The 15,707-nt window shown below is 69.9% G+C and carries 13 protein-coding genes and 1 pseudogene; 8 read left to right on the forward strand and 6 right to left on the reverse strand.

Annotation, left to right across the window (positions count from 1 at the left end; genetic code table 11):
- Positions 1-177: 177 nt before the first annotated feature.
- The gene (locus tag OEIGOIKO_RS01735; protein ID WP_125051149.1) at positions 178-1,032 is read right to left on the reverse strand and encodes an NmrA family NAD(P)-binding protein; all 855 of its coding nucleotides are present in this window, start codon (positions 1,030-1,032) and stop codon (positions 178-180) included.
- Positions 1,033-1,145: 113 nt separating this feature from the next.
- Here OEIGOIKO_RS01735 and OEIGOIKO_RS01740 point away from each other — a divergent pair, with 113 nt between their 5' ends.
- On the forward strand, positions 1,146-1,775 hold the full coding sequence (locus tag OEIGOIKO_RS01740; RefSeq protein ID WP_125051151.1) for a TetR/AcrR family transcriptional regulator: 630 nt from the start codon (positions 1,146-1,148) through the stop codon (positions 1,773-1,775).
- 152 nt (positions 1,776-1,927) lie between these two features.
- Here the strand turns inward: OEIGOIKO_RS01740 and OEIGOIKO_RS01745 are convergent, their stop codons facing one another.
- On the reverse strand, positions 1,928-2,806 hold the full coding sequence (locus OEIGOIKO_RS01745) for a helix-turn-helix transcriptional regulator (protein ID WP_125051153.1): 879 nt from the start codon (positions 2,804-2,806) through the stop codon (positions 1,928-1,930).
- 196 nt (positions 2,807-3,002) lie between these two features.
- Between OEIGOIKO_RS01745 and OEIGOIKO_RS01750 the strand changes: the two genes are divergently transcribed.
- From OEIGOIKO_RS01750 to OEIGOIKO_RS01760, 3 genes and pseudogenes are all read left to right on the forward strand, one after another.
- Complete coding sequence (locus OEIGOIKO_RS01750; RefSeq protein ID WP_125051155.1) at positions 3,003-3,860, forward strand: SDR family oxidoreductase; 858 nt, start codon at positions 3,003-3,005, stop codon at positions 3,858-3,860.
- A gap of 262 nt (positions 3,861-4,122) precedes the next feature.
- Positions 4,123-4,367, forward strand: a pseudogene (locus tag OEIGOIKO_RS43820) (epimerase); the annotation flags it as partial.
- Positions 4,368-4,463: 96 nt separating this feature from the next.
- Positions 4,464-4,880: a Dabb family protein gene (locus OEIGOIKO_RS01760; protein WP_125058380.1), complete on the forward strand. Its 417-nt coding sequence runs from the start codon at positions 4,464-4,466 to the stop codon at positions 4,878-4,880.
- Between the two features lie 352 nt (positions 4,881-5,232).
- Here the strand turns inward: OEIGOIKO_RS01760 and OEIGOIKO_RS01770 are convergent, their stop codons facing one another.
- The 3 genes from OEIGOIKO_RS01770 to OEIGOIKO_RS01780 are packed head-to-tail and all read right to left on the reverse strand — an operon-like array spanning position 5,233 to position 8,740.
- A complete protein-coding gene (locus tag OEIGOIKO_RS01770) occupies positions 5,233-6,816 on the reverse strand; it encodes an MFS transporter (RefSeq protein ID WP_125051157.1) in 1,584 nt (527 codons plus the stop codon).
- Complete coding sequence (locus tag OEIGOIKO_RS01775; protein ID WP_125051159.1) at positions 6,804-7,226, reverse strand: RidA family protein; 423 nt, start codon at positions 7,224-7,226, stop codon at positions 6,804-6,806. The genes OEIGOIKO_RS01770 and OEIGOIKO_RS01775 overlap by 13 nt, the downstream gene beginning before the upstream one ends.
- Positions 7,223-8,740, reverse strand: coding sequence for an FAD-dependent monooxygenase (locus OEIGOIKO_RS01780; RefSeq protein WP_125051162.1), 1,518 nt, complete (start codon positions 8,738-8,740; stop codon positions 7,223-7,225). Before OEIGOIKO_RS01780 ends, OEIGOIKO_RS01775 begins: the two co-directional genes overlap by 4 nt.
- Positions 8,741-8,798: 58 nt before the next feature.
- On the opposite strand from OEIGOIKO_RS01780, the gene OEIGOIKO_RS01785 reads away from it, so the two are divergent.
- A complete protein-coding gene (locus tag OEIGOIKO_RS01785) occupies positions 8,799-9,443 on the forward strand; it encodes a TetR/AcrR family transcriptional regulator C-terminal domain-containing protein (protein ID WP_125051164.1) in 645 nt (214 codons plus the stop codon).
- A gap of 60 nt (positions 9,444-9,503) precedes the next feature.
- Here OEIGOIKO_RS01785 and OEIGOIKO_RS01790 read toward each other — a convergent pair whose 3' ends face one another.
- A complete protein-coding gene (locus tag OEIGOIKO_RS01790; protein ID WP_125051166.1) occupies positions 9,504-9,752 on the reverse strand; it encodes a hypothetical protein in 249 nt (82 codons plus the stop codon).
- Between the two features lie 719 nt (positions 9,753-10,471).
- On the opposite strand from OEIGOIKO_RS01790, the gene OEIGOIKO_RS01795 reads away from it, so the two are divergent.
- Genes OEIGOIKO_RS01795 through OEIGOIKO_RS01805 form a run of 3 tightly spaced genes read left to right on the forward strand, consistent with a single transcriptional unit; the run spans position 10,472 to position 15,657 of the window.
- On the forward strand, positions 10,472-11,503 hold the full coding sequence (locus tag OEIGOIKO_RS01795; protein WP_246177125.1) for a hypothetical protein: 1,032 nt from the start codon (positions 10,472-10,474) through the stop codon (positions 11,501-11,503).
- A gap of 30 nt (positions 11,504-11,533) precedes the next feature.
- Entirely contained in the window at positions 11,534-13,057 is a 1,524-nt protein-coding gene (locus OEIGOIKO_RS01800; protein ID WP_125051168.1) for an MFS transporter, read from the forward strand.
- Positions 13,057-15,657 carry an AMP-binding protein gene (locus tag OEIGOIKO_RS01805; protein WP_125051170.1) on the forward strand — a complete coding sequence of 867 codons (2,601 nt, stop codon included), beginning with the start codon at positions 13,057-13,059 and terminating at the stop codon, positions 15,655-15,657. The genes OEIGOIKO_RS01800 and OEIGOIKO_RS01805 overlap by 1 nt, the downstream gene beginning before the upstream one ends.
- Positions 15,658-15,707 lie beyond the last annotated feature (50 nt).

A 15,707-nucleotide genomic window follows, 5' to 3' on the forward strand; every position in this document is an offset into this window, starting at 1 on the left:
ACCGCCGCAGAAACCACCAGGTCACCGCGGCGCGGCAGCAGCGGACGCGGGCTCGCCGCCGCGGCCCGGCCCGCACTCCGCGAGCCGGGCCGCGGCACCGGGCCCGCCCCCCGCCCGGCACCGCCCCCAGCGACCGACAGGCACGGATTGCTCACAGCGAAGAGGCGACGCGGTTTCTCACGCAGCGATGTCGGCTGCGAGCCGGTCGGCAGCGCTGCGGGGCTCTCGGCCGAGGAGTTGGGCCAGCAAGGGGTCGGCCTCCGCGAAGTAGCCGGCGCGGCTGGCCTGGTACCAGGTGAGCATGAACCGGGCCGCTCGCTCTGGAACACCAGTCATGAGCTGGTCGGCGACCCACTGCTCGTCGTCCAGGACGGTGCGCTTGACGGTGCGGCCTGTGAGATCAGAGGCGATCGTGGCGAGATCGTCGAAGGTGACGGCGGTGGGTGCAGTGAGGGTGACGGGGCCTTCGAAGGAGCGGTCACCGGTGAGGATGACCGCGACGGCCTCGGCCACGTCATCGCGGTCGGTGTAGGGGACCGGGCCGTCCGCCGGCTGGGCGATCTCGCCGGTGCGTCGCCACGGGCCGAGCACCTGGTCGAGTGGGCCGTAGGCGCCGTTGCGCAGTGCGGTCCAGGCAACGCCGCAGTCCGCGAGAATGGCCTCGGTGGCGCGGTGGATGTCTGAGGCCGGGTACGGGTTGCCGGGGATGGCGCCGTGCTGGCTCGTGTAGAGGATTCGCCGGGCACCGGCCGCGACGGCGGCGTCGATGGCATTGCGGTGCAGGTGGACCAGGTCGGCGGTCGGATCGTTGCCGGACACCAGAAGCACCTGATCGGCGCCGGCGAAGGAGCCGCGCAGCACGGCCGGTTCCTCGTACGAGCCCTGCCGTACGCGCACACCCCGGTCGGCGAGGTGCTGCGCCTTGGCCACCTCGCGGACGCTGACGCCGATCTGGTCGGCGGGCACGCGCTGGAGGAGGTGCTCGACGGTGGCGCCGCCCAGCCCGCCGGTGGCACCGGTGACAACGATCATGTTCCTGGCCTCTTCCTGATTACCCGCAGGGTCCGGTTCGGAGGGACGGAGAGCCTCAAGTTGACCATGGTGGTCAGTTTCTGCCTGTTTACGACAGTAGGTAAACTGACCCCATGGGTCAAATTGAGTCGGCGGGAGCCGGTGCCTCGGGCGGCGCCGCACCTTCCGCATCCCGGCTGCGCGCCGATGCCAGGCGCAACTCCGAGCAGATCCGCGCCGCCGCGATCGGCGCCTTCCAGGGGCGGGGCCTGACCGTGCCGCTGGAGGATGTCGCCAAAGCGGCAGGGGTCAGCAAGGCCACGATCTTCAACCGGTTCGGCGGGCGGATCGGCCTCATCGAGGCCGTCATCGAGGAAGTCGTCGCCACGGAACTGTTCGCCGTCATCGACCGCGCCCGGACCATCGCCGACGCCGGCGAGCGAACCGCGTATTACCTCACCGCGCTCCGCGATCTGCAGTACCGCCAGCCCGCCGTCAACGACGTCCTGCTGCAGACCTATCCGCACTCACAGCAGCTCATGGAGATCTGCCGAGCGGGAAGCGAGGCCAACACCGAAATCGTCGCGGCCGCGCGGGCCGGCGGCGCAGTGCGGCCGGAGTTCACGGCGGGCGACCTCCACGCGCTCGTCGTCGACACCGCCCTCGCCCTCAAGCACGGACAGCGGCCTCCCCGGGACGAGTACGACCGCCGCACCACATACCTCTTGGACGGAATCCGCGGACCCCGGCCCACGCTTGGCTGACCGATGGACCGGCTGGCCCGCGCCCACAGTTCCTCCCGCGCCGCGCCCTTGATCCCGACCGGGCGCCCGGTTGCTCGCCGACACGGCTCGGGCGGAACGTCACCGCCGAGGCAGCGTCCACGCCGGGCAGCACATGCTGGTGCTTTCCGGGATCAGTCGCGCGACCGGTCCGGGAAGGTCGGCGGCGCCGCCAGGGTCCATGACGCCAACAGGCTCAGCGCCTGGGCGGATGCCGATTCGGGTTCGGCGGTGTAGAGGAACAGGGTGGTCTCGCTGTCCCCGGGCAGTGCGAGAGTCTCGTACTCCACGGTGAGTTCGCCGACCAAGGGGTGCCGCAGCCGCTTGGAGCCGTGGGTGCGCTGGTGCACGCGGTGCTGCTGCCACCAGCGGTCGAAGTCGTCGCTCAGTCCCCGCAGCTCGGCGACGAGCGCCTCCGTGGCCTGCCGCTCCGATGCGCGGGCCGCGTCCAGGCGCAGGTTCTCCACCGCGGCGCGGGCCTGCACTTCCCAGTCGACGAACAGGTCGCGCGCGCCGTGGTCGAGGAAGAGCCAGCGGGTGTAGTTGCGTTCAGTGGCCGGCATGGCGTCGAAGTCGGCGAACAGGGCTCTGGCCATCCGGTTCGCCCCCAGGACTGCGGATCGACGCCCCAGGATGAGGGCGGGAAGGGCATGGTCCAGGGAGTCGAGGAGCCGGTGGAGTCCGGGGCGCAGGCGTTGGACGCCGGGCGTACGTGCCGGAGGGCGGGTGGCGGTGACACCGACGAGGTTCTTGAGATGGGCAAGACCTGCCTCGTCCAGCCGCAGGGCGTGCCCGATGGCTTCGACGACGGCAGGGGACGGATTGATGGGGCGGCCCTGCTCAAGTCGGGCGTAGTAGTCGGCGGAGACCCCCGCGAGGAGGGCGACCTCCTCTCGCCGGAGTCCCGGTACGCGCCGCACCCGTCCGTCCGGTGGCAGCCCCGCCCGTTCGGGGTCGCACTGGGCACGGGAGCGCCTGAGGAAGTCGGCGATTTCACGGTTGACGGAAGCCATGGGAACAAGTCTGTGGCACGAAATGCGCTGATGGCCGCCCAAGCTGGGTCTCTCAGTCCTAGTCAGCCGCGGCCTAGGGCGCACAGGGCGTGGCATGGCCCCGAAAGCCGCTCCCCCGCGGCACAGGCTTGAGTCAGCGCCGGACCAGCAGCCCTGGTCCGGCTTCCCGTCCCGAACGTACGAAAGAGGAACACTCATGTCTGCCACCACCGTCCCCGCCACCTGGTTCGTCACCGGCGCCTCCCGCGGACTCGGGCTGGAGCTGGTCCGGCAGTTGCTCGCCCAGGGCGACAACGTGGCCGCCACCACCCGCTCCCCCGAACGCCTCACGACCGCGCTCGGCGGCGCGGCCGACACCGGCCGGCTCCTCGCGCTGAACGTCGACCTGACGGACGAGGCGCAGGTCCAGCACGCCGTGGACCGGACCACCGAGCGGTTCGGCCGCCTTGACGTCGTCGTGAACAACGCCGGTTACGGCTACCTCGCCGCCGTCGAGGAGACCAGCGCCAAGGACGTGCGGGACATGCTCGACGTCCAGGTCGTCGGCGTCTGGAACGTGCTGCGCGCGGCACTGCCGGTCTTGCGTGAGCAGCGCGCGGGCCGTGTCATCAACATCTCCTCGATCCTGGGTCTGACCACGATGCCCGGCTGGGCCCTGTACTGCGCGGGCAAGTTCGCCCTCGAAGGGCTGAGCGAGGCGCTCGCCGCCGAGGTCGCGGACTTCGGCATCAAGGTCACCGTCGTGGAGCCCGGCTACTTCCGCACTTCCTTCCTCACCACGGAGTCGCTGGCCCTGCCCGCCGAGACCTCGGAGCACTACCCGGCCGTGCGGGCCATGGTCGACGACCACCTCAAGCTCCAGGGGCGCCAGCTCGGCGACCCGGTCAAGGGAGCCGCCGCCATCATCGAGCGCGCCGGCCTCGACGACGGTCCCCTGCGCCAGCTGCTGGGCTCCGACGCCCACGCCTACGCCACCGCGAAGGTCGACGCCCTGCGCGCCGACCTCGACGCGACTGCGGCCTCCGCAGCGATCACGGATTTCCCCGAGGCCTGAGCACGCGCCGCGACCAGCCGATCGCTATAGCCAACCGCTTTAGTTATAGGCTAAAACTAAAGCGTGTAGCGATAACGGCGAATGTCTTCGCCGCCTCATCTGAAGGGGTCTCGACATGACCGCGACACCGGGTGCACTCCACACCGTTCTGGGAGCCGGCCCCACGGGCACCTCCGGCGTCCTGGAACTGGCGCGCCGCGGGCATGCGGTCCGGCTGGTCGACCGTTCCGATTCCGGTGAGCCGCTGGACGGCGTCCAGCGGCTCACCGGGGACGAGGTGCCGGCGCTGGGCGACATCGACCTCAAGCACAGCTGCACCGACATTCTCGACGTGCCCCGGGGCCTGGCCGTACTCGGTGAGAATCCCTCGGGCGACGGCCGGACCTGGCACCTGCCCACCGCCCCGCTCGCACCACACGCGAGATCTTCACCGCGCGGGGCGACCTGGTCGGCCCTCCGCTCCGTACCGTCACGATGTTCGAGCCGCGCCCCTTCGGACCGTTCGACGGGCTGAAACCCCTTCCGGCCCGGCCTCGCCCGCACAACTCGGCTTACGCAACCAGGCCTGCACAACGCGAAAAAAACTGCGGAAGGAACATTCCCATGATTCACCACTGCGTCCGCTTCACCATCAAGCCCGGCACAACGCCGGAACAGCTCGAAGACGCCCTCGCCAGCCTGCGCCACCAGGGCGAGGCCATCCCCTCCGTGCAGTCCTTCCTCGTCGGCCGCGACCACGGCGGCGCGTACGAGTGGGGTGCCACCTTTCAGATAGCGGACTTGGAGGGGTACTGGGAATACCTCATCCACCCCGCCCACCGTCGCACCGACGAGGTCGGGCTGCCCCTGGTCGACCAGTTCGTCTCCTTCGACATCACTGACGACCCCGACCCCGAGACGGGCAAGCGGATCGCCGCTCTCCACCAGCGACGCTTCGACACCGATCCCGAGCTCACCGCTCTCGTCTCCAACATCAACCAGTACGAAGGCAGCGCCGCCCCCGGCCCCCACGCGGCCTGACACTCAGCCGAGTGGCGGGGCCGGCGAAGCAGCTCCGCCGCCCCTCCGCTCGGCGTCAGTCGGACCGGCCCAACTCCCCTGCCACGGCGAGCAGGTAGCACACCGGCATGACGGCCCCGCCGGTCACAAGGCGCAGTGAGGCCGGACAGGGGTGCAGCGCCTCGGGCTCGGCAGCGAAGCCTTCATGACCGAGGGGCAGATTGTCATCCTGCCCGCCGGACACCCTCTCGCGGCGCACAGCGCCCTGTCCCTGGCGCAACTGGTCCGCACTACCGCACAGTTGCGAGTCCCTCGCAGTGACACCTGAGTGCGGTGGCCTGAGACGTGTTTCGGCAGCTTCCCGCGTGGGACGTCACGCACCGCGCCCGACGGGTACCCGTTCCCGTTCTCGTACGGGTCCCGACGGGAGGGTTGTTCCGTTCCGGCGGGACGGGCGGATGAACAGCGTGGCGAGCAGGGCGACCCCGCACACTCCGGCGGCGATGAGCGTCGTCGTGTGCATGGCGTCGAGGAACGTCGGTGCGGCGGCCTTCGTCGCCGCAACATCGCCGGCGCCCAAGGCCGAGGCGAGCGACTCCGCCGCGGTCCGGCGGACGCCCGCCGGGCTGTCCGCGAGCCGCTCGGTCATCATGCCCGAGTACCGGGACCACAGGACCGACCCGAGAACCGCCACCCCGAGCGCGCTGCCCAACTGGCGAAGCGTGTTCAGCAGTGCCGATCCCGCCCCCGCCCGGTCCGTGGGCACGGAGGACGAGGCCAAGGTCGTGCCGGGCGCCAGGACGAGTGCGAAGCCGAGCTGCAGGGCGAACGCGTCCACGACGAACCACGCCGGACCGGTGTGAGCACCCAGCCCGGCCGCGCCGGCGAACGCCACAGCCATGAGCGCGATACCGGCAGCGATCGCCGTCCGGGCGCCGAACCGTTGTACCGCCCGCTGTGAGAGCGGTGCTCCGACCACCAGACCCGCCGACAGCGGAATGAACAGCAGACCTGTCTGCAACGGTGAGTAGCCGCGCACCAATTGCAGGTAGAAGGTCGTGAAGTACAGGTACCCGAAGACGACGAAGGAGCCGAGTGTCAGGGCCACCGCCGCGGTGGTGAAGGAGGCGTGTCTGAAGAGGCGGACATCCAGGAGCGGCTCACGGTGCCGCACCTCTGCCAGGACGAGTCCGGCCAGCACAGCCAGGCCGACAGCCGCGGGCAGCCAGGTCCCCAGGTAGGCCCAGCCGTCGCCGGTGGCGTGCACCACTCCGAACACGAGCAGACCGATACCCGCCAAGGATGCGGCGACGGGCACCATGCGCAGCCGTCCGACGCCGCTCGCCGGCGTCTCCGGAATCCAGGCCCAGGTCGTGGCGAGACCAAGGAGGGCGAACAGTGCGACGAGTTCCAGGACGGAACCCCACCACATGCCCGCGCTCAGCAGCGCGCCCCCGAGCAGCGGGCCGAGCGAGATGGACAGACCTGACGCCGCCGCCCACGAGGCGATGGCCCGAGCCCGGCGCTCAGGCGGGAAGATCCGCAGGATCACCGCGAGGGTGGTGGGCATGATGGTGGCCGCGGCCACGCCCATGAGCGCGCGCAGGACGATGATGCCCAGGGCCGAATCGAGGAGCCCGGCCACTGCCGTCGTCAGGGCGAAGGCGGCCGTTCCCCAGGCCAGGAGGCGCTTCAGGCCGAACCTGTCGCCCACGCTTCCCGCCACCGGCAGGAAACCGGCGAAGGTGAGGGTGTAGGCGTTCAGGAACCATTGCTGTTCGGTGTTGCTCGCGCCGAGTTCGCTCTGCATCGTGGGCAGCGCCACGTTGAGGATGGTGCTGCCCAGCAGCACCGCCGAGACCGTGAGCGTGAGCGCGAGCAGCGCGCGGAAGGGCTGGACGGTGGTCTGTTCGGTGGTCGCTTCGGCGGTCTCTTCGGTGATGCTCATCGCGCGCATGCCTGCTCTTCGTCGGGCTCTCTGTCCGGCAGGGCGACCACGCACTCGACCTCGATCAAGAACTCCGGGGCGAACAACTTCGCCACGCCCACCAGAGTCGACGAGGGCGGCGGCGCACCGTGCAGGGCCGCCAGAATGCCCGGGGTCAGATGCGGCTCGTGGTCCACGACGTAGATCGTCTCCTTGACGATGTCCTGCCGCTGCGCGCCGAGAGCGTCAAGAAGGCGGTCGATACGGAGGGCCACCTGCGCGGCCTGCGCCGCGTGATCGCCTTCCCCGACGACGCGGCCCTCCTCGTCCCAGGCCACCTGGCCGCTGAGGAAAGCCAGTCGGCGGCCGTCAGGGACGGATATCTGGCTGACCAGGTCCGGAAGGCCGTAGACACCGTCCGGTTCGATGCGGTGAATCATGCGTGGTTCCCTTCGGGCTGTACAGGTGCGGGTTGCGGAGCGTGGAGGGCGGCGACGGCGTTCGCGGCCCCGGCTGTCAGGGCGGCCGCGTCGGTGTCGTCCGAGGCCCACGCCACGTAGCCGTCCGGCCTGATCAGGGCGGAGCTGACGTCGGCCCATGCCGCACGGGACTGTTCGACCGGCTGCGGACAGCGGTACCGGTCGAAGGGCGCAGCGGCGCGGTCGGAAGCGAAGCCGTCGACACGCCCGAAGTCGATGAGCAGGGGGCGCCCGTCCCGCAAGAGGTCGAACAGCTGCTCCGCGTCCGAGAGCTTCAGGTTCGGCGCCCGGCAGCCCGCGAGCGGATGACGCTGACCGGGCAGCGTGTACGCCACCGCCAACCCGGACAGACGCTGCGCCAGGGCGTCGTTGAGCTGCGGCCGCTCCACGATCAGCTTCCCCAGCAGCGACCGCAGCGCGGCTCCCTGCGGCGAGAAGACGGACATGATCGCGGTCTGCGCCTGGGTGTGCTCGATCGTGTCCTGCCCCACCGGATGCCGCTCGTGGTGGTAGGTGTCCAACAGCGCGTCCGTCGCCCGCCCGCGCACGGTCGCCGCCAGCTTCCAGCCGAGGTTCATCGCGTCCTGCACGCCGACGTTCAGCCCCACGCCGCCCATCGGCATGTGCTGATGGGCCGCGTCACCCGCCAGCAGGATGCGGCCCTTGCGGTAGTGCCGGGCCACGCGGCTGGTGTTGCTGTAGCGGGACAGCCAGGAGGGGCTGTGCATCCCGTAGTCCGTGCCGGCGATGCGCCGGACCCGCTCCCGCAGTTCCTCCAGGGTCAGTTCGCCAGGCCAGTCGTCACGGAGGTCCTCGGGCGAGTGCACCACGATCCGGTGCCGGCCCCCGGACAGCGGGACGAGCATGAACGTGCCCCGCGTCGTCCACTGGCTCGTCACCGGGCCGGGCGGCGGGTCGCTGAGCACCACATCGCCGAGTACCCCCAGCGCGGTGGACGGGGTGCCCTCGAACTCGATGCCCGCGCACCGGCGCACCTCGCTGCGTGTGCCGTCGCACCCGACGACGTACGCGGCGTCGAGCACGTACGCGCCCTCCGGCCCGTCGACCGACACGGTCACCGTGTCGCCGGTGTCCACACAGCCGGTCACCTGGTGTCCGCGACGGACATCCGCGCCCATGGCCACGGCGCGCTGCTGGAGCAGCTCCGTCGTGCGCGCCTGCGGGATCGTGAGTGTGTACGGGAAGTCGGTGTCCAGCTCCGCGAAGTCCAGGCGGTCGTCGAGGACCGCGAAGTGCCCGCTGGGTATCCGGCCGCCTTCCGCCAACAGGCCCTGATGCGCGTCACGCAGCGCGAAGGTCTCGATCGTACGGGCGTGCACCGTCAGCGCCCGGGAATGCGGGTCGATCTCCGGATCCCGCTCCAGGACCACCGTGCGGACCCCGGCCAGCCGCAGCTCGCAGGCCAGCCACATGCCCGTCGGTCCGCCGCCGACGATGACGACACGTTCACTCATTGCCACACCTCTCTATCACTGACCAAGTGGAAATGCCGGTGCCAGGTATACTCGATCAGTGACCAAGAAACAAGCTGCCGCCCGCACCAAGGTCGGGATCACCCTCGACCAGGTGGTCGGCGCGGCGTTCGACGTACTCGACCGGGGCGGTGTCGCCAAGCTCTCCACCCGGGCCATCGCGGCCGAGCTCGGGGTCAGCATGAACACCGTCATGTGGCACATCCGCACCAAGGACCGGCTCCTGGAGACCATGGCCGATGCCGTCCTCGGGGAGATCGACCTGACAGACCTGCCCGAGAGCTGGCATGATCAGGCGGCCGAACTGCTGGGGCGACTGCGCCGGGCGATGCTCCGGCACCGGGACGGCGCCCTGCTCGTCGCAGGCACCTTCCCCGCCGAACCGCAGACCCTCGCCTTCACCGACCGCCTGCTGACCGCCCTGCTGCGCGGCTGCCCCACCCGCAGAACGGCCGCATGGACGGCCTGGAACCTCTTCTATTTCACCCTGGGCCTCGTCCAGGAGGAACAGGCGGCGCCCGCCGACGACCGCGACCGGCTCCGCGCCCACGTGGCCGAACACCACTTTCCCGGACTGAACTCGGCGCTGGACGACTTCATGTCCGTCGACTTCGAGGCACGCTTCCGGTTCGGCATCGGACAGATCCTCCACTCCGCCTCGACCGAAGCGGCAGCTGAGCACTGAAAAGGGACCGGGCAGGCAGCAAGCGCCTTTCCAGAGGTTCCGTCGGTAACTGGTGGGGAATCAGAGGCTGGTCCAGAGAGCTGCGGCGGTCAGGACATGGCCGGGTGCGGGCACGAAAGAAGGCATGTCCCCGTCGTCGGCGGTCGGGCCCACCGCCTCGGCCGCCTGACCGCCATGCACGCACGAAGAGCAGCCGCCGGCCGGCGCGGGGGCCTCGGCCCCACCCACCGTCTCGGCCGCGTACCGGCGACGGGCCAGGGCCGCCGTCGGTCCGGTGACGGCGGCCGTCGGCTCCGATTCGGCGCGCATCTCCTCGGCTCGAAGGGGCATTCCCGGTTCGGGGTGCATAACCGAAGAAACGGTGGAGACACCGACTTCGGCTTCGTCATCCCTGCCGCAACACCTCCGCTCTCCCCCGGCACACTTGTTACCACCGAGGAAACTTCCCATAGTCGTTACGGGTCAAGGAACGCCCGGGCCCCATGGGCGCCTTTCGCCTTCCCACCGCCCACCCGCCTCCGACCGGTCGAGCAGCGGATCCTGCCGCCATGGCGATCAGGGACGCCCGGCGCACGCGGCCGCACTCCGACCAGCAGGAGGAGGCAAAGGGGCCGGCCTCTGGAGAGGCGCCACCGATACAGGTTGTGATCTGAGCCACTCGGGGATGTTCTTCCGCGCGGCTGACCAGGCTGTTAGCGTCTGAAAAACCGGCGAGTCCACAATAGCTCGTCCGCGAGGGGGAGCACGGCCATCGACCGAACACCCGCCAACGCTTTACCTGCCGAGTGGGTTCGGGATCCGAATGGCCCACTATTGATTTTCCGCGCGCCCGGCCAGTGCCGTCCGGAACTCCGCGATCATGAAAAAGGCTCGCGCGGCGGCGATGCACCGTCATCCGGAAGCACCCCCGCGCTCATCTCTTTTGTTGCGGCACAGAGCAACGGAAATTCTTGCCTGTCGCGTTCTCATGCATGCGAGCGCCCCCTGCCGGGCGCTTCCTTGATGTCGGCTCCAAGGAAGGGAACACCTTGTCGAAGCTCGTCATGTCACTTGACCAGCAGTGCGCGAAGTGGGAGATCGAACCCGAGTTCACCTTTACGGATGACGAACGGGACAACCTGCAGGAGGCGCTGTCGCGGACCACGATATCGCCGTACCGGGAGTACAACGCCTTCGTCAGCCAGGTGAAGGAGATCATCCGGCAGCGGCGGATTCCACAGCGTTTCGTCGACTTCGTCGCCACGCTCGCATCCAGGGATCGAGATCTGGAGCCCGTGGTATGCATCAAGAACGGCCCGTACGACCGGGACGTTCCACCCTTCGACTTCGAGAACCCGGTGGAGTCGAAATACGAACTCAAGAAGACGTTCGTCGCCGAGGCGATGCTGTCACTGTTCGCCCAGCTGTGCGGAACCCCGGCCATCGGCTACGTGAACGTCAACGACGGTGACGTATTCCAGGACATCTACCCCAAGAAGGCGATGGCCGACACCCAGTCACAGAAGGCGCTGCGGGAAATCCATTTCCACAAGGATCTGGCGAATCATTTCGTCCGCCCGGACCAGGTGTACATGGTCGGCATGCGCAGCGACCCCGTGAACGAGGTGTACACCAGCTTCGTCAGGAACATCGACGTATGGGCACGGTTCGACGAGGACGAACTCGCCCTGCTGCGCAAGCCCGAGTTCCATACCCCGTTCGACGACCTGACGGTAGTGGGCGACAAAAAGCTCGGGGAGGCCGACCGGCACCCGGTGCTCGGTGAACTCGGAGATCTCCGGTACTTCGAGAACCGCACCCGCGGGCTGACCGATCAGGCGAGCGCTCTGCTCGAAAAGCTGAATGACGTACTGCACAGCCAGAAGTGCCGACTGTTCATCGAGCCCGGCGACTTCGTCGTGACCTACAACAACCACACCATCCACGCGAAAGAGGTGGTGAAGGTAGGGAACGAGGAGACGCTCAAGCAGCGGTGGATCATCAAGACCGTCAATGTCGATTCGGTGGCCCGGCATCTGCACCATTTCGTGGACGGCACCGAATACCTGGTCAACGGCTAGCAGCCGACTCAAAGGAAGATCGAGGACTGAATGTCGCTGGCAGCAAGGCGGCCGAGACTGATCTCGCGCAGCGGCGGTGTCGTGGCCACCGCGTACCTGAGCCTGTTCATGGTGTCCGCGGACAATTCCATCATCAACACCGCGGTACCGAGCATTTCGGCGGCACTGGGTGCGAGCACGCCGGCGGTACAGCTCGCGATCGACGCGTACATGCTGGTCTTCGCCTCGTCGTTGATCATCGCCGGCGGTGCCGTCGACCGCATGGGCGTGCGCCGTTCCTACGCCGTGGGCGTCGGCGTCTTCACGGCTGCCTCGCTGCTGGGCGCGTTCGCGCCCTCCGTGCCTGCGCTGGTGCTGTCCCGCGCGGGCATGGGTATCGGCGCGGCATTCATCGTGCCGAGCATCTTCGGGCTGTTCGCCGCGGAGCTGACCGACGACGGCAGGCGGCGCGTGCTGGCGCTGTGGCCCGCTGTCGTCGGACTCGGCGTGGCCATCGGACCGGTACTTGGCGGTCTGCTCCTGACCCGGTTCTGGTACGGATCGATTTTCCTGATCAACGTGCCGGTCGGGGTGATCGCCCTGATCGGCACCGCCACCCTCGTCCGGCGCAGGGAGCCGGTGTCCGCCCCGGCGCGCCCGGACCTCGTCGGAGCGGCACTGCTGCTGACCGGCGTCGCGGCGCTCGCCTCGGCGATCATCTTCGCTGCCGACGGCGGGCTCCCCGGCTGGCTGAGGTGCGCCTTCGGCGCCGCCGGTCTGCTCGCGCTGATCGGCTACACGGCTCATGAACGGCGTACCGACCGGCCGCTGTTCGACCTCGGTTACTTCCGGGTGCGCACCTTCACCGGAGCCGTCGTGGCCATGTCCGGTCTGTTCTTCGCCCTGTTCGGCACGGTGTTCCTGGCCGGTCAGTTCACCCAGTACGGCTTGGGCTGGAGCCCCTTGGCCGCCGGTGCCGGTCTGCTTCCCCTCGCGGTGGGGCTGACCGCCGCCTCGGTGTCCTGTGCCGCGATCACCGCCCGGGCCGGGGCCAGGGCCGCCGTGGTGACCGGGCTCGGCCTGGGCGCGGCCGGCTGCGCCCTGTGCGCGCTGGCCGCCGCGGATCTGCGGTATCCGCTGCTCGCCACCGGACTGCTGTGCTGCGGGCTCGGGATGGGGCTGTCCGTCGGCCCCGCGCTGACGCTGATCGTCACCAGTCTGCGGCCGGCCGACTCGGGCGTCGGGTCCTCCGTGAACGCCATGTTCCAGCAGATCTGCGGCGCCGGCGGCGTTGCGGTGATGGGCCTGGTGTTCTCGGCGGGCTACGGGTCGCGGATCGCCTCGGCTCCCGGTCTTCCGACGGCGGCCGGATCGGTCGGTGACGATCATGAGCTGCTCGCCCACGGTTCCGGCCAGGCCGCCGCTCGGTTCGCCGACGCAGTGAGCTCCGGCCTGCTCGCCGCCTGGATCACCGGCGCGGTGGTGGCGGCGGTCGCCGCCCTCACCGCCCTCGCGATCCTGCCCACCACCCCTCGTACCCGCGTCACTCCCCGCCCGCGAAAGGTGAACGCCTGATGACCTCGCGCACCGGCGCCACGCTGTACGCCGCGATCGCCGCCCATGCGACCGACCGGCCCCACGAAACCGCCCTCTCCCGTGGCGAGACCACGCTGAGCTACCGTGAACTCGCCACAGCCGCGGACACGTTGGCCGCGCGACTGCGCGCGCTCGGCGTCGTGCCGGAAACCGTGGTGGTCATCGACCTGCCGGTCGGCTTTGAGACCGTCGTCGCGATGGCTGCGGTCAGCCAGGTCGGCGCGGCCTTCACCCTGCTGGAACCGGACCTGCCTGCCCCGCGCAAGCAGCTCATCATCGACGACTGCCGCCCGGTCGCGCTGATCACGGAGTCGGGACCGGCGCGTGGCCCGCAACCAGGACCGCCGCTGGACGAACGGCTCGTCCGGCGCACCTCGCCCGCCGCGTACGTCGCCTACACCTCCGGGTCGACCGGGGCTCCCAAGGGCGTGGTCATCGAGCAGGCCGCGCTGGAGAACCACGTACGGCGCACCATCGACTGGTACGGCCTCACCTCGGCCGACACCCGGCTCCTCTTCTCCTCGATCGCATTCGACCTTGCGCTCGAACAGATCTGCACGGCGATGACAGCCGGCTGTGAACTCGCCTTCCGGGACGAGACGTTCGTGTACGGCGGAGCCGAGGACTTCCTGCACCACTGCCGCCGGCTCGGCATCACCGTACTGAGCCTGCCGACGGGCGTCTTCAACCGGTTCGGCGCCGAACTGGCCACCGCCGCCGGTCACCCCGCGCCGGGCCTGCGGCTGGTCATGGCCGGCGGCGAGGCACCGACCCCGGGCGCGGTGGCCGCCTGGTCGAACGCCGCGCCGCAGGGTACCCGCGTGGTCAACGGGTACGGGCCCACCGAGACGGCCGTCGTCGTCTGTTACCGGGACCTGCTGCCCGGCGACGCCATCGCGATCGGCGCTCCGATCGACGACGTCCGCTTCCGACTGGCACCGCTCGGCGAGGACGGGAAGGCGACCGAGCTGGTCGTCCAAGGTGTCGCGGTCGGCCGCGGCTACCTGGGGCACGCGGCGTCGTCCTCGGCCTTCTGCGTGCTCGACGGCCAGTGGTCCTACCGCACCGGCGACGTGGCCACCGCGCAGCCCGACGGCGGCTACCACCTGCACGGCCGCTTCGACGCACAGGTCAAGGTGCACGGCGGCTTCCGCGTGGAGCCCGGTGAGATCCTCTCCCGGCTGCTGTCCCTCGACTTCGTTCTCGACGCGGTGATCGTGCCGTTCGACGGTGCCGGCAGCCGGCTACTGGCCGCGTTCGTCCGGCTCGACGACAGCCGCGCGCCGCAGCCGGACCCAGCAGCGGCGATCGTGCGTCTGCTGGCCGCCGCCCTGCCCGACTACATGGTGCCCTCGCAGGTCACCGTGGTGGACGCGTTCCCGCTGACCGCACGCGGCAAGGTCGACCAGGCGGCGCTGCTCCACCGGGCACAGACCCGGCCGGACACGGATGCCGGGGCGAGCGCCGATCCCACGGACACGGCCGCACAGCTGCGGCTGGCCTGGCGGCATGTGCTGGGCAGCCCGCCCCAGGACGCGTCGACGAGTTTCTTCGCGGCCGGCGGCGACTCGATCACAGCGATCGAGCTGATCACCCAGGTGCGCAGCAGGCTCGGTGTGCACCTGCGCGCCGCCGAGCTGTACCGTACCCCCGCTTTCGACGCCCTGGCACGGCTCCTGACCGACCGCCGCGACGGAATCCCGACCGCGCATCACACCACCGGAACCACCCTCGTACGGATGCGCCCGGCGGGACATGACCGGCTTTGGGTCTTCCTGCCGCCGCTGTCCGGCGCGGTCACCCGCTACGCGTCGCTGTCCCGTCTGCTGCCCGCCGACGACACCGTGTGGGCGATGGAAACCCCTCCCGAACTGTCCGGCAAGGGCATGGCGGCGCTCGCCGACGGGCTCGCCGAGGTGCTGCTGGAAGGCGGCGTCGACCGGTTCGGCACCATCTGTGTGTCCGGCTTCTCGCTGGGCGGCGTGTTCGGCTACGAGGTCGCCCGCCGGCTGCGCGACACCTGTGGCGAACGGGTCCGTGCCCTGCTCATCGACCCGCCGGACCCCGGCGCACACCGCGTGAGCGTGAACGACGCCTTCGACATCTTCGTCCGCGTCGGCTGGTCGATCCCCGTCCCCGCGCAGCGGTTCGTCACCGAGGCCGGCGGGTTCGACCTGGCGGCGGTCACCGCGGCGGCCAAGGACGCGGGAACCCTGGCGCGGGACGCCGACCAGCGGGAGATCGAGGACGCCTGGACGGTGTACGAATCGAACGCGCGAATCCTCAACGGCCTGGTGCTGACCCCACCCGACGGACTGCAGGTGCACATCCTGCAGGGCGACACCGGCGGCGAGATCGACTACGCCCGCCGCGGACCGACCGCCGTCGCGGCCGACGGCGGCACACCGTGGACGGGCGGAGAGGCCATCGGCCAGTGGCGCGACATCCTGTCCGACGACGCCGTGGACCGGTTGCCGGTCGATCACTTCGCCCTGCTCGAATCACCCAACGACGAACTGGTCCGTGACTGGCTCGCAGCCCGGGCCCAGCACGGGCCCGCACCGTACGTGCCGCGCTGAGCGGATCGGCCGCAGCGGAGAAGCATCGGCGGGGCCTTCGCCACCTCTGG

Source organism: Streptomyces paromomycinus (assembly GCF_003865155.1).
Classification (GTDB): domain Bacteria; phylum Actinomycetota; class Actinomycetes; order Streptomycetales; family Streptomycetaceae; genus Streptomyces; species Streptomyces chrestomyceticus.

What these genes read in the sequence shown, in the direction of transcription:
- OEIGOIKO_RS01780 (WP_125051162.1), bottom strand. Translation starts at nt 8,740, where the DNA reads ATGAGTGAACGTGTCGTCATCGTCGGCGGCGGACCGACGGGCATGTGG.
- OEIGOIKO_RS01770 (WP_125051157.1), bottom strand. Translation starts at nt 6,816, where the DNA reads ATGCGCGCGATGAGCATCACCGAAGAGACCGCCGAAGCGACCACCGAA.
- OEIGOIKO_RS01760 (WP_125058380.1), top strand. Translation starts at nt 4,464, where the DNA reads ATGATTCACCACTGCGTCCGCTTCACCATCAAGCCCGGCACAACGCCG.
- OEIGOIKO_RS01735 (WP_125051149.1), bottom strand. Translation starts at nt 1,032, where the DNA reads ATGATCGTTGTCACCGGTGCCACCGGCGGGCTGGGCGGCGCCACCGTC.
- OEIGOIKO_RS01805 (WP_125051170.1), top strand. Translation starts at nt 13,057, where the DNA reads ATGACCTCGCGCACCGGCGCCACGCTGTACGCCGCGATCGCCGCCCAT.
- OEIGOIKO_RS01740 (WP_125051151.1), top strand. Translation starts at nt 1,146, where the DNA reads ATGGGTCAAATTGAGTCGGCGGGAGCCGGTGCCTCGGGCGGCGCCGCA.
- OEIGOIKO_RS01750 (WP_125051155.1), top strand. Translation starts at nt 3,003, where the DNA reads ATGTCTGCCACCACCGTCCCCGCCACCTGGTTCGTCACCGGCGCCTCC.
- OEIGOIKO_RS01790 (WP_125051166.1), bottom strand. Translation starts at nt 9,752, where the DNA reads ATGCGCGCCGAATCGGAGCCGACGGCCGCCGTCACCGGACCGACGGCG.
- OEIGOIKO_RS01800 (WP_125051168.1), top strand. Translation starts at nt 11,534, where the DNA reads ATGTCGCTGGCAGCAAGGCGGCCGAGACTGATCTCGCGCAGCGGCGGT.
- OEIGOIKO_RS01775 (WP_125051159.1), bottom strand. Translation starts at nt 7,226, where the DNA reads ATGATTCACCGCATCGAACCGGACGGTGTCTACGGCCTTCCGGACCTG.
- OEIGOIKO_RS01745 (WP_125051153.1), bottom strand. Translation starts at nt 2,806, where the DNA reads ATGGCTTCCGTCAACCGTGAAATCGCCGACTTCCTCAGGCGCTCCCGT.